6 protein-coding genes and 1 pseudogene are annotated in these 13,451 nt (G+C 73.8%); 5 read left to right on the top strand and 2 right to left on the bottom strand.

The window, feature by feature from the left end; genetic code table 11:
• The first annotated feature begins 46 nt into the window (after nucleotides 1–46).
• From AC067U_RS21860 to AC067U_RS21845, 4 genes are all read left to right on the top strand, one after another.
• Entirely contained in the window at nucleotides 47–3,403 is a 3,357-nt protein-coding gene (locus AC067U_RS21860) for a serine/threonine-protein kinase (RefSeq protein WP_478831419.1), read from the top strand.
• Nucleotides 3,404–3,541: 138 nt separating this feature from the next.
• Entirely contained in the window at nucleotides 3,542–5,482 is a 1,941-nt protein-coding gene (locus AC067U_RS21855) for a serine/threonine-protein kinase (protein ID WP_478831418.1), read from the top strand.
• Between the two features lie 109 nt (nucleotides 5,483–5,591).
• Complete coding sequence (locus AC067U_RS21850; protein ID WP_478831417.1) at nucleotides 5,592–7,223, top strand: succinic semialdehyde dehydrogenase; 1,632 nt, start codon at nucleotides 5,592–5,594, stop codon at nucleotides 7,221–7,223.
• A gap of 11 nt (nucleotides 7,224–7,234) precedes the next feature.
• Entirely contained in the window at nucleotides 7,235–9,058 is a 1,824-nt protein-coding gene (locus tag AC067U_RS21845; RefSeq protein ID WP_478831639.1) for a GMC oxidoreductase, read from the top strand.
• A 114-nt stretch (nucleotides 9,059–9,172) separates the two neighbouring features.
• Here AC067U_RS21845 and AC067U_RS21840 read toward each other — a convergent pair whose 3' ends face one another.
• Both AC067U_RS21840 and AC067U_RS21835 read right to left on the bottom strand, forming a co-directional pair.
• Nucleotides 9,173–10,819: a hypothetical protein gene (locus AC067U_RS21840; protein WP_478831416.1), complete on the bottom strand. Its 1,647-nt coding sequence runs from the start codon at nucleotides 10,817–10,819 to the stop codon at nucleotides 9,173–9,175.
• 444 nt (nucleotides 10,820–11,263) lie between these two features.
• A pseudogene (locus tag AC067U_RS21835) lies at nucleotides 11,264–11,569 on the bottom strand (chorismate mutase); the annotation flags it as partial.
• A 289-nt stretch (nucleotides 11,570–11,858) separates the two neighbouring features.
• Between AC067U_RS21835 and guaA the strand changes: the two are divergent.
• Nucleotides 11,859–13,439: a glutamine-hydrolyzing GMP synthase gene (gene guaA / locus AC067U_RS21830; protein ID WP_478831415.1), complete on the top strand. Its 1,581-nt coding sequence runs from the start codon at nucleotides 11,859–11,861 to the stop codon at nucleotides 13,437–13,439.
• The last annotated feature ends 12 nt before the right edge of the window (nucleotides 13,440–13,451 follow it).

The following is a 13,451-nucleotide window of genomic DNA, read 5'->3' as shown; positions in this document are numbered from 1 at the left end:
CGACGTATCGTGTCAGTGGGCCGCGGGAGACTCGGGGGGAGGCGAAGTGGACGATTACGCGGGGCGGATCCTGGCCGGCCGTTATCGTCTGCCGTTGCCGCCGTCCGACGAGTACGAGCTGGTCGAGACCCGCGCCTTCGACACGCGCAGCGGACAGGAAGTCCTGGTCCGCCAGGTGCCGTTACCCGAGGTCGTGGACGCGGAACTGCTCGACGGTGGCCGGCCGGAGCGGGCCGCGCCGGGCGGCCGGGCCACGGGGGAGCAGCGGGGTGAACTCCCCGCGGTGCGGCGGGCGATCGAGGCCGCGCAGGCAGCTGCCCGGATCCCGGACCACCCCCGGCTGGACCAGGTCTTCGACGTCTTCGCCGAGGGCGATTCGCTGTGGATCGTCAGTGAACTGGTCCCGGCACGGCCGCTGGCGGCGCTGATCGCGGACGCGCCGCTGAGTCCGTACCGGGCGGCGGAGGTCGCCTCCGACGTGCTGACCGCGCTGCGGGTGCTCCACGCGCACGGCTGGACGCACCGCAACATCACCGTGCGCACGGTGTTGATATGCGAGGACGGCCGGGTGGTCCTGACCGGCCTGGCCGCGGGCGCGGCGGAGGAAGCGCTGTGCGGCTACGACCCCGTGCCCGCCCCCGACGGCACCACCACCCCCGCCCCGCCCTGGCCCACGGGGCCGGTCCCGCCCACGCCGCCTCCCGCCCCGCCCGGCCCGGCGATCGAGAGCCGTCCCGTCCGGAGCCCGGCCGTCCCCGGCCCCACCGACCCGCTCTCCACCGACCCGCTCCCCTCCGACCCGCTCTCCTCCAACCCGTTCTCCTCCAGCCCGTTCTCGTCCGGCCGGACCGACTCCGGCCCGGACCCGGCTGCCCCGGGGCCGGCAGCCCTCGCGCCCGGGGCTCCGGCACCTGGCGGTGCGGTGCCCGGTTCGGCGCCCGGGGAGGCCTATGGCGGCACCTCCGGTGCGGGGCTGGCGGCGTTGGCCGCCGGGCAGGCGGCCCCGGAGACCGGCGTGCCCGTGACCGAGCCCCAGGGCCCCGTCTACGCCGACCGGATCACGCCCGGACGCCGGGCCGAGGACCGGCCGGACCTCACGGCCGCGGCGCGGGCCGGAGCCGTGGCGGCGTACCGCGCCGGAACGCGGGCCGCGACCGCGCGCGTCATGGAGGAGAAGCGGGCCGCGGCCGGGCAGGAGCCGCCGCGACCGCGCGGCTCGAACCTGCCGCAGGGTTACTCGTACCCGTACGGCGGCCCCCCGGAGCTTCCGGGCCGCCGGCCGCTTCCGGACACCCGAACCGGGCCGGGCACCCAGGACGGACCGGGCGCCCAGGCCGGGACGGGCTCCCATGACGCGCCGGGCACCCAGGCCGCCTCGGAGGCCCGTGCCGGGTCGGCCCTCCATGACGGGCCGGGCGGTGCGGTCGTCACGCCCTGGCACGGCGCGACCCCGCGACGGCAGGGGGCGGCGGCCGCGGTGGAGCCGCAGGCGGCTTCCCGGCTGCCGGTACAAGCGGACGGCGGGCCGGAGGACGGGCCGGGAGGCCGTGTCGACGCCCCCATCGCGGTGCCGCCGGTGCCCTACGCCCGTCCCGGGCTGCCCGACCGGTTCCCGCTCCCGCAGGGGTACCGGCAGGCGGACGAGGCGGACGAGGCGGACGAGGCCGATCAGGCGGGCGCGGGGAGCGGCCCCGCTCCCGGTCCGGCCGCGCGGACGCGGCAGCAGTCCGGTCGGCCGGGTGACCGGACCCCGTTTCCGGCGCCCACCCGGGCGCAGGCTCCCTTCCAAGGCCAGGCCGAAGCCCAAGCCCAGGCCCGAGCCCAGGCCCGAGCCCAGGAACAGGCCCTGAGCCGGGCGCAGGCCCCCGGCCAGGCCCCGGCGCAGGGCGAGGCCCATGGTCCCGCCGTGTCCCAGCCCCGTGCCCACGCTCCCGCCGTGCCGCAGGCGCCAGGCGGTCCGCCGCAGGCCGACCCGGCCGTCGGGGGACCCCCGGCGCCGGGCTTCGGCTACGGCGGCCGTGCGGCGCCCTCCGTGCCGGGCTTCGGCGACGCCGGCCAGGCGCCGGCCCCGGCCGCCTCCGTTCCGGCATCCGCCCCCGGCGCCGGCATCACGCAGGTGGGTCCCACCGCCCCCGCCGGGGCATCGCAGGGCCGGTGGGCCGCCGGGACGGGGCCCGGCTCCGGGCTCGCCGCCGAGCGTGCCCGGCAGACGCGGATCACCGTCATCGGGGCGGTCACCGAGCGGTGGGCGCCCGAGCAGGCACGTCCCGTCCAGGGCAACTGGCAGCTGGCCGCGCCCGTCGGGCCGGCCGCCGACCTGTGGGCGCTCGGCGCCCTGCTCTACCGGTGCGTCCAGGGCCACGCCCCGTACCCCGAGGACAGTGCCGCCGAGCTCGTCGAGATGGTGTGCGCCGAGCCGCCCGCCTTCGCGGAGGAGTGCGGGCCGCTGCGGCCCGTGGTCGAATCGCTGCTGCGCCAGGACCCCACCGAACGCCCCGACTTCGAGGAACTCCGCGGCTGGCTGAGGTCGCTGGTACGGTCCGCCCCCGAGCCCGACGGCGGCGACCGGGTGGTACCGCTGCCCGCCCCCGACCCCGCGCGGCTGCCGATCGTACGGCGCCGCGGCGAGGTCCACCACGGGCGGCACCGGCAGGAGAAGGGGCCGCGGAAGCCCCGCGGCGCGCGCTCGCTCGGGCGGAACCTGCTGCTCGGGGTCCTGGTCGGGCTCGCGGGGCTGGTCGCCTTCGCCATGGTGTTCATGCCGAAGGCGGAGGAGTCGGACACCGCGTCGAACTCCGGCCCGGCGGGGCAGGCGAGTTCGGCACCCGGCAAGCCCAACGCCCCAGCCCCCTCGGCCTCCTCGCCGAAGGCGTCGGCCCCGGCGTCCCCGCGGCCGCCCGCCGCCACCGCCCCGCCCGGGAACACCCCGGCTCCGCAGCCTTCCGGTCCCGCCCCGGCCGGCTACACCACCGCCCAGGACCCCGAGGGCTTCCAGGTCCTCGTCCCGAACGGCTGGGAGCGGAGCGCCAAGAACGATGCCGGACAGGTCCGTTACTCCGACGGCACGTACGAACTCATCGTGGTCCCCGGCCGGGACGGCATCGAGGGCACCCCGGACCCGCTCTCGTACCAGAAGAGCAAGGAACGCGAACTGGACCCGTTCCGCATGTCCACCTGGGCCACTTCCACCGGAACCAAGCAGACCAGGGTGGGGCAGAAGCTGACCGCCGAGGGCACGTACACCTGGACCGACGCGACCGGCCGCAGTCTCTACGTCCGCAATCACGTCGCGGCACTGGGCGGCCGCTACCACGTGGTGATGGTGCTCGGCCCGCAGGACGGGCAGGACAAGGTCACCGAGGTGTTCGGGAGGGCCACGGGGAGTTATCGGATGGGGGGTTGACGCCCCCTTAGCATCATTCTGATCATCCGTCACTACGGCAATTGCGTCACAGTGCTGTCTCACCGGCCCCGCATGGCTTCGGCCATACCCGTGCGCTCCGTAACCTGACGATCGAAGTGCAGAGAGCGGCGGGATTTCGTGGAACACAGGACAGCCGAGGGTGACACCCTCGCGAACCGGTACCGGCTCGTCGAGCCCATCGGCCGCGGCGGCATGGGCAAGGTGTGGCGGGCGCACGACGATCTGCTGCACCGCACCGTCGCCATCAAGGAGCTGACGGCCGGTCTGTACGTCGCGGAGGCCGACCGCGCGGTCCTGCACGCCCGGACCCAGAAGGAGGCCCGTGCCGCGGCGCGCATCGCGCACCCGGCGGTGGTCACCGTCCACGACGTGTTCGAGCACGACGACCGGCCGTGGATCGTCATGGAGTACATCGACGGCCCCTCGCTGGCCGACGCGGCCAAGGCGGCCGGGCGGATCGAGCCCCGCGAGGCCGCGCGCATCGGCCTGCACGTGCTGGGCGCACTGCGTGCCGCGCACGCGGTGGGAGTGCTGCACCGGGACGTGAAGCCGGGCAACGTGCTGCTCGCCCGGGACGGGCGGGTGCTGCTCACCGACTTCGGCATCGCCGCCATCGAGGGCGATGCCACGATCACCCGCACCGGCGAACTCGTCGGTTCCATCGACTACCTGGCACCCGAGCGGGTGACCGGTGGCGCCCCCGACCCGGCCTCCGACCTGTGGTCGCTCGGGGCCACCCTCTACACGGCGGTCGAGGCGCGTTCGCCGTTCCGCCGGACCTCGCCGATCTCCAGCCTGGCGGCCGTGGTCAACGACGAACCCCCGCCGCCGAGACGGGCGGAGGCCCTCGGGCCGGTGATCACAGCCCTGTTGCGCAAGGACCCGGCGCAGCGGCCCTCGGCGGCCGAGGCCGAGCGGATGCTGCTGGAGGCGATGGAGGGCCGGGAGCCGAAGGCCGCCCACGCGTACGTCCCGACGCAGACCCTGCCCGCCGAGGACCTCGCCGGATTCCCCGGCGACGGTCCCGTGACCTCCGATCCGCGCGTCGACCCCCGCCCCGGAACGCGGCCCGCGCGGGGTTCCGGTCCCGGCCGTGGTCCCACACCCGGCTCCGCACCCGGCTCCGCGCAGAGCCCCGTGCGCGGCGCCGCGCACGGCGCGGGCCACCCCGGCCACGGCGCCGGGCGGGCCGCTGCCGCCGGCCTCGGCGCGGGCGGCGCCACCGCGGCCAGGCCCCCGGTGGCGGCCGGTGCGCCCGGGAGCGTCGCCGGATCCACCGCCCGGCATCCCGGCCACGCCGACGCGGGCCACGCCGGCCACCCGGGTCCCGCGCCCCACCCGGACCCGCACGCGACCCCCGGCGGACCCGCCGACCGGGAGCGCCGGAGCGGCAGACTGCGCCGCGGCGCGGCCGTCGCCCTGGTCGCGGCGCTGCTCGGCGGCGGAGCGGCCTTCGGGATCATCACGTACCTCGACGGGCAGGACGGTCGGGACGGTCAGGATTCAGTCCGGGGCGGTACGACGGCCGGCAGCACGGGCGGCGGCACGGCGGCAGGCGCGACGGGCAAGCCGGACGGCAAGACCGGGCCGCGACCCGGTACGGCCGCCCCCGCGGGCTGGCGCAAGGTCAAGGACCCGGCCGGCTTCACCCTCTTCGTCCCGGACGGCTGGAAGCGCCAGAAGGACGGGGACCAGATCGACTACACCCCGGACAACGGCAAGCACCGCATCCGGATCAGCGTCGACCCGACCCCGGACTTCAAGGACCCCTACGCGCACCTGCTCGACCTGGAGAAGCAGGTGAGCGCCCGGTCGGCGTACCAGAGGACGACGCTGCACCCGAACACCTTCCAGGGGACCACCCAGGCCGCCCTGTGGGAGTTCAGCTGGCAGGAGAAGAAGGACTTCCCGGGTCCCCGGCGGGCCATCGACCAGATGTACATCGGTCCGGACGGCAAGGAGTACGCCATCTTCATGGCGGCCCCGGCCGCGGACTGGGTGACCGCCCGGTCGCAGTTCGACACCGCGCTCAGCGGCTGGCAGCCCGCTCCGCACTGACCGGGGCGGCCTCCCTCCGGACGACTCTGCCACCGATCACTGGCGTAAATCCCAAATTCGGGTTACCGGCGGGTACCCAAAGTGGCCGGGGCCCAATACGCTCACCCGCATGACGGACTCGCAGGCCCCCGCTGCCCCGCTCCCGACCGTGCCGGAGCCCACCAACCCGGTCGCCGCCGCCCCGGCCGGCGCACGTACCGCCGCCGACGTGGTGACCCCTGATCTGGTGGCCCGGCTCACCCGCGGGGTGATCGGCTCCGGCCGGACCGCCAACCACACCCCCTTCACCGGGGACGAGCTCGCGGTCCTCCCGGAGGCCACGACCGAGGACGTCGCCACCGCCTTCGAGCGGGCCCGCGCCGCCCAGCCCGCCTGGGCGGCCCTGCCGGTCCGCGCGCGGGCCGCCGTCCTGCTCCGCTTCCACGACCTCCTGCTCGACCGCCAGGCCGAGATACTCGACCTGATCCAGCTGGAGACCGGCAAGGCCCGCCTGCACGCCCACGAAGAGGTCCAGGCGGTCGCCGTCGCCGCCCGCCACTACGGCCGAAAGGCCCCCGGCTACCTGCGGCCCAAGCGCCACACCGGGGCCCTTCCCGTGCTCACCAAGGTCACCGAGCTGCGCCAGCCGCGCGGGGTCGTCGGCCAGATCGCGCCCTGGAACTACCCCCTGGAGCTGTCGGTCGGCGACGCGCTGCCCGCCTTCGTCTCCGGCAACGCCGTCGTGATGAAGCCCGACACCGAGACCGCCCTGACCGCCCTGTGGGCCCGGGAGCTGCTCATCGAGGCCGGCCTGCCCGCCGAGGTCTTCCAGATCGTCATCGGCGAGGGCCCCGTCGTCGGCCCCGAGGTGGTCCGGCACGCCGACTACGTCTCCTTCACCGGCTCCACCCGCACCGGCCGCGAGGTCGCCCGGGGCGCGGCCGACCGCCTGGTCGGCGTCACCCTGGAACTCGGCGGCAAGAACGCCATGCTCGTCCTGCACGACGCCGACGTGGAGAAGGCCGCCCAGGGCGCCGTCCGCGCCTGCTTCTCCTCCGCCGGCCAGCTCTGCATCTCCATCGAGCGGCTCTACGTGCACGCCTCGGTCGCCGACGCCTTCGTCGAGCGGTTCGCCGCCCGCACCCGCGCGATGCGGCTCGGCGCCTCCCTCGCCTACGGCGCGGACATGGGCTCGCTGGTCGGCGAGCGCCAGCTGGAGACCGTACGACGGCACGTCGACGAGGCCGTCGCCAAGGGCGCCACCCTGGTCGCCGGCGGTGTGGCGCGCCCCGACATCGGCCCGCTGTTCTACGAGCCCACCATCCTCGACGGGGTGGAGGCGCCCATGGCGGTGTGCGCCGAGGAGACCTTCGGCCCGGTCGTCTCGATCTACCGGTTCACCGACGAGGACGAGGCGATCGCCCTCGCCAACGCGACCCCGTACGGCCTGAACTCCAGCGTGTGGACCAAGGACGCCCGGCGCGGCCACGCGGTCGCCGCCCGGCTGCGCACCGGCACCGTCAACATCAACGAGGGCTACGCGCCCGGCTACGGCAGCGTGCAGTCGCCGATGGGCGGCATGAAGGAGTCCGGCCTCGGCCGGCGCCACGGCTCCGAGGGCATCCTCAAGTTCACCGAGGCGCAGACCGTCGCCCACCAGCGACTCCTGCCGATGGCGCCCGCGCTCGGCATGGACGACGAGAAGTACGCCGCTTTCATGACCCGCGGCCTGAAGGCCATGAAGGCCCTTCGCTTGCGCTAGGAGGCGTGTCGGTGTCGTTCGGCAAGAAGCAAGAGGACCGGCAGCACGACCGGCAGCACGAGCAGCGGTACGACTACGACGTCATCGTGGTCGGCTCCGGGTTCGGCGGTTCGGTCTCGGCCCTGCGGCTGACCGAGAAGGGCTACCGGGTCGGCGTCCTGGAGGCAGGCCGCCGCTTCACCCGCGAAAGCCTCCCGCGGAACTCGTGGGACCTGCGCAACTACCTGTGGGCGCCGGCCCTCGGGCTGTACGGGATCCAGCGGATCCACCTGCTCGGCAAGGTGATGGTGCTGGCCGGCGCCGGGGTGGGCGGCGGTTCGCTCAACTACGCCAACACCCTCTACGTGCCGCCGCCGGCCTTCTTCCGGGACCGGCAGTGGGCAGGCATCACGGACTGGCAGGAGGAGCTGGCCCCCTACTACGACCAGGCCAAGCGGATGCTCGGGGTGCGCCTCAACCCGACCGTGACCCCCTCCGACGTCCATCTGAAGGCGGTCGCCGAGAAGATGGGCGTCGGCGACACCTTCCACCTGGCCCCGGTCGGCGTGTTCTTCGGCGACGGCCGGGACGCCGGCGGAACCTCCACCGCCCGGCCCGGCGAGGAGGCGGCCGACCCCTACTTCGGCGGGGCCGGACCGTCCCGCAAGGCCTGCACCGAGTGCGGCGAGTGCATGACCGGCTGCCGGCACGGCGCGAAGAACACCCTGAACGAGAACTACCTGCACCTCGCCGAGCGGGCGGGCGCGGTCATCCACCCGATGACCACCGTGACCGCCCTGGCCGAGCACCCCGAGGGCGGCTACCGGGTCCGCACCGTTCCCACCGACCACCGGCGCTCCGGCAGGTCCACGGTGCTCCGCGCGCGGCACGTCGTCCTCGCCGCCGGCACGTACGGCACCCAGACCCTGCTGCACACCATGAAGGACCGCGGGGAACTGCCCCGCCTGTCCGACCGGCTCGGCGACCTGACCAGGACCAACTCCGAAGGCCTGGTGGGCGCCCAGACCGACGACCGGCGCTACCGCAGGAAGCACGGCCCGGACCGGCGCGCGGACTTCACCCGGGGCGTGGCGATCACGTCCTCGGTCCACCCCGACGCGGACACCCACATCGAACCGGTCCGCTACGGCAAGGGCTCCAACGCGATGGGGTTCCTGACCGTCCTCCAGGTCCCCTACGGCAGGCACCGGGTGGCGGCCTGGCTCGGCCGCACCGCCGCCCACCCCGTCCAGCTGCTCCGCTCGCTGTCCAACCGGCGCTGGTCCGAACGCACCATCATCGGTCTGGTCATGCAGTCGGTGGACAACTCCCTGACCACGTACCGCAAACCGCGCGGCATCGGGAAGGGCCTGCTCACCGCCCGCCAGGGCCACGGCGAACCCAACCCCACGCAGATAGCGGACGCCACCCGCGCGGCCACCCTGCTCGCCGAGGAGATCAACGGATTCCCCGGCAGCAACGTGGGCGAGCTGATGGGCACCCCGCTGACCGCGCACTTCCTCGGTGGCTGCCCGATCGGCGGCTCCCCGGAGGAGGGCGTGGTGGACCCCTACCACCGGCTGTACGGCTATCCGGGCATCTCGGTGGTCGACGGCTCGGCGGTCTCCGCGAACCTGGGCGTGAACCCGTCGCTGACGATCACCGCCCAGGCGGAGCGGGCCATGTCGTACTGGCCGAACAAGGGCGAGGCCGACCCGCGGCCCGCGCAGGGCGCGGCGTACGAGCGGCTCCCGGCGGTGGAACCGGTGAGTCCGGTGGTGCCGAAGGACGCCTTCGGCGCGCTGCGGCTGCCGTTCCTGGCGGTCCCGGAGGTCCCGCCGAAACGGCAGCCGTGAGGCAGGCGTCAGGCAGTCGTGCGGCAGCCGTGAGGCAGCCGTGAGGCAGGCGTGCGGCAGCCGTGAGGTGCGCGCCGGCCGGTGACCCCCGTCCACCGGCCGGCGCGCGGCCCGTCAGCCGCGCCGGGTACGGCGGCGTGCGGAGAGCACGAGTGCGGCACCGGCGCCGATCACCGCGGCGGCCGCGCCGGCCAGCGGCAGCACCGAGCTGCCGGTGTTGCCCAGCTCGCCGTTCGGTGCGGGAGTGTTCCCGTCGGTGGTGGCGGTGGGCGTCGGTGTCGCGGACCCGGAGGCCGAGGCGGTCGGGGTCGCGGTCGGCGACGGGGAGCCGCTCGCCGTCGGCGACGGGCTCGCCGAGGTGCCGGTGCTGGTGCTGGTGCTGGGCGACGGCGAGGTGGTGACGGCGTCCACGGTGAGGGCGGCGGTGTTGTTCTCCGGCTTCACCTCGGTGGCGGGCGCTCCCTCACCCCAGGTGTTCCACCCGACCGTGAGCGAGCCCTTGGCGCCGTCGACCACCTTGTCGATCTTCAGCTCGAACGGGAAGTCGATCTTCCGTTCCCAGAAGAGCCGCTGGCCGCTCTCGCAGATGTACCGGGAGGCCGGGGCGGTGCCGGCGTACGGCGCACCCTCCTCGTCGACGGCCCGGCAGCTGTCCGGGACCTTGCCCGCCGAGACTCCCTGCGGCAGCCGCACGTCGAAGGAGGCACCGGGGAACGTCCGGTTGTCGATCTGGTTGTCGTACGGGTTCTCCATCCACCCCGGACCGTAGTTGCGGAAGCCCAGCGGGACCCGCACCGTCTCTCCGGGCCTGCCGGTGACGGCCGTGTCCTCGACCGCCAGGTCGGCCGAGTTGGCGACGGTGATCCGCTCGCGGTGGAAGTTGTCGCCGGGGGTGAGGTCGGGGGAGCGCAGGGTGCCGGAGGCCGGGCGCGGGACGAGCTTCAGCTTCGCCTTCGGCCGCTGCGGGATGTCGTACTCCATGTGATGGCCGACCTGGTAGAACAGGTGCTCCCGGAAGGCCCCCGAGTTGGCCGTGATGCCCAGCGGGGTCCCGGGTGACACCTCGTAGGTGGTCCCCGGCAGGAACTCGCCCTCCACCTGGCAGACCACCCGCCACTTCTCGTTGCGGCAGTTGCCGTAGTCGCCGTCCAGGGTCATGCCGTGCGACGTGTAGACGCCGAACTCGATCGCCTTCAGCGGCACCGTGCCGGCGTTCCTGATGACGGGCCGGATCTGCTGCCGCTCGCCGACCGCCGGGTCGGTCTTGAGCGGGAGCTTCTCCAGCGCGAGGTCGGTCCCGTTCACGGTGACCGTGGCCGTGGCGGGCGCGATGGTGCCGGCGGCCGTCCGGCCGGTCATCGTGATCCTGCCGGTCTCGTTGCCCCGCGTGCCCTTGGCGGCCGTGACCTCCAGGGAGACCACCTCGGGGCCGACGGCCCCCTTCTTCGCACAGACCACGGCGGCCTCGCCCAGGACGCAGCCCTTGTTGGCGGGCACGGCGGGCAGCGCGACGTCGGCGATGCCCTTGATCGTGCTCAGGTCCACCCGGTACGCGGCGTCGACGGGACGGCCGGTGTCTCCGCCGTGCACCCGGAAGTCGACGCGCATCGGGGTCGGCTTCCCGGCCTCCGAGTACGGACTCAGGAACAGCTCGTCGTAGGGGGTGTACAGACGGTAGTCGTACCCCGTGGCCCCGGCGGGCACTGCTGCTCCGGCGGCGATCAGTCCGACGCCGGCCAACAGTGAGAGTCGCTTTCTCATGCCCTGCGAGACCGGCGGCATTGCAGCGGAGTTGCATGTTCCGCTGTGTGATCGAGGACACACCCGGTGATCGTGCGATGCGGCACAACCATCGGGGCCGACCGCTGGTCACCTAGGTGCGATCGGCGGGGACCGCGCTCGGAGGGGGAGCGCGGTCCCGGCCCTGACCGCACCGTGGACCCCGGGGGGAGTCCGCCGCGGACCCCGGGGGGAGTCCGCGGAAGGTGACGGAACGGCCGGCCCCGGGCGTCCCCGGAGCCGGCCGTCCTTCATGAGGTGACCGGGCTGCTGTCCCCTGCCGTCCGGTCACGCGCCGCAGCGAGGTCCCACGACGCACGCTCCACGGGTCGTACGTCTCATCGCTCCGGCGGAGCCACGCGTGACACCCTCACCAACGAAGGCGCCGTGGGGCGGTCACGGTCCGGACGGGTGACGAACAGGCGCTCAGACCCGGCCGCGGCACAGCTCCAGCATGGTCATCGCGAGCGAGGTGCCCGGCTTGCCCAGGGCCTCGCTCCAGTGGCCGAGCACCTCCATCTCGCGGGACAGGTGCACCCGGCGGCCGCCGGAGGAGATCCGGGCCTCCTGGATCACGGCGGACACGGCCATCCGCTCCTGGATCAGCCCGATGATCCGGTCGTCGATCGAGTCGATCCGGGCACGGGAGTCGGCGATCAGCTGCTCGGGGGCGGTGGTGGCTGCGGTCATCGGTCTCTCCTGTGGTGTCGGTTGTGTCTGGGGTGTCGGTGTGTTCGGGGGTGTCCGACAGGAGGGGCGGAACGCGAGAGCGCCCCGGTCCTGTCGGACCGGGGCGCTCTGCGAAGTCTGCGGCTCAGGCGAGCATCACGCGGACCCATGGCGACCGGACCGACCGGTGCCATAGGTAAAGAGGAAGCCCACCTGCTTGCGCATGGAACGGATTATTACCGTGCTGCCGGCCCCGGGCCAAGCAGGTTCGGATGGTGAGACGAATCGGGCCACCCGTCCCCCGTTAGAATCGACAACACACAACACCCTCTTTCCGCCGGAAGGCCGCCCCGTGCCAGTCGCATCCCCCGCCGCACCGGACGTCGTCCTCGTTGTCGACTTCGGCGCGCAGTACGCCCAGCTCATCGCCCGCCGCGTCCGTGAGGCCCGGGTCTACAGCGAGATCGTGCCCAGCACGATGCCCGTGGCCGAGATGCTGGCCAAGAACCCCAAGGCGATCATCCTCTCCGGCGGCCCGTCGTCCGTGTACGAAGAGGGCGCCCCGCAGCTCGACCGCGCCATTTTCGAGGCCGGGGTCCCGGTCTTCGGCATGTGCTACGGCTTCCAGCTGATGGCCACCACCCTCGGCGGCACCGTGGACAACACCGGTGCCCGCGAGTACGGCCGCACCCCGCTGACCGTCACCAAGCCGGGTTCCACCCTGTTCGAGGGCACCCCCGAGCACCAGTCGGTGTGGATGTCCCACGGCGACGCCTGCTCCGCCGCCCCCGAGGGCTTCACCGTCACCGCCTCCACGAACGTCGTGCCCGTCGCCGCCTTCGAGAACGACGAGAAGAAGCTGTACGGCGTGCAGTACCACCCCGAGGTGATGCACTCCACGCACGGCCAGCAGATCCTGGAGCACTTCCTCTACCGCGGCGCCGGCCTGGCCCCCAGCTGGACCACCGGCTCCATCGTCGAAGAGCAGATCGCGGCCATCCGCGAGCAGGTCGGCGACAAGCGCGCCATCTGCGGCCTGTCCGGCGGCGTGGACTCCGCGGTCGCCGCGGCCCTGGTCCAGAAGGCCATCGGGTCCCAGCTGACCTGCGTGTACGTCGACCACGGCCTGATGCGCAAGGGCGAGACCGAGCAGGTCGAGAAGGACTTCGTCGCCGCGACCGGCGTGCAGCTCAAGGTCGTCGACGCGCAGGAGCGCTTCCTCGACGCGCTCAAGGGCGTCTCCGACCCCGAAGAGAAGCGGAAGATCATCGGCCGCGAGTTCATCCGGGTCTTCGAGCAGGCCCAGGCCGAGATCATCGCCGAGGCCCCGCACGAGACCCCGGTGGAGTTCCTGGTCCAGGGCACCCTGTACCCGGACATCGTGGAGTCCGGCGGTGGCACCGGCACCGCGAACATCAAGTCGCACCACAACGTGGGCGGCCTCCCCGAGGACCTGGAGTTCCAGCTCGTCGAGCCGCTGCGCCAGCTGTTCAAGGACGAGGTCCGCATGGTCGGCCAGGAGCTCGGCCTGCCCGAGGAGATCGTCCAGCGCCAGCCGTTCCCCGGCCCGGGCCTGGGCATCCGCATCGTCGGCGAGGTCACCAAGGACCGCCTGGACCTGCTGCGCGAGGCCGACGCCATCGCCCGCGAGGAGCTGACCTCGGCCGGTCTGGACCGCGAGATCTGGCAGTGCCCGGTCGTGCTGCTCGCCGACGTCCGCAGCGTGGGCGTCCAGGGCGACGGCCGCACCTACGGCCACCCGATCGTGCTGCGCCCGGTGTCCTCCGAGGACGCCATGACCGCGGACTGGACGCGCATGCCGTACGAGGTCCTCGCCCGGATCTCCACCCGGATCACCAACGAGGTCCCCGACGTGAACCGCGTGGTGCTGGACTGCACCAGCAAGCCGCCGGGCACGATCGAGTGGGAGTGACGCCGGAGTAGC

Source organism: Streptomyces sp. NPDC043853 (genome assembly GCF_056436025.1).
The sequence above is the reverse complement of the archived record's forward strand: the minus strand, read 5'-3'. Positions and strand labels throughout refer to the sequence as shown.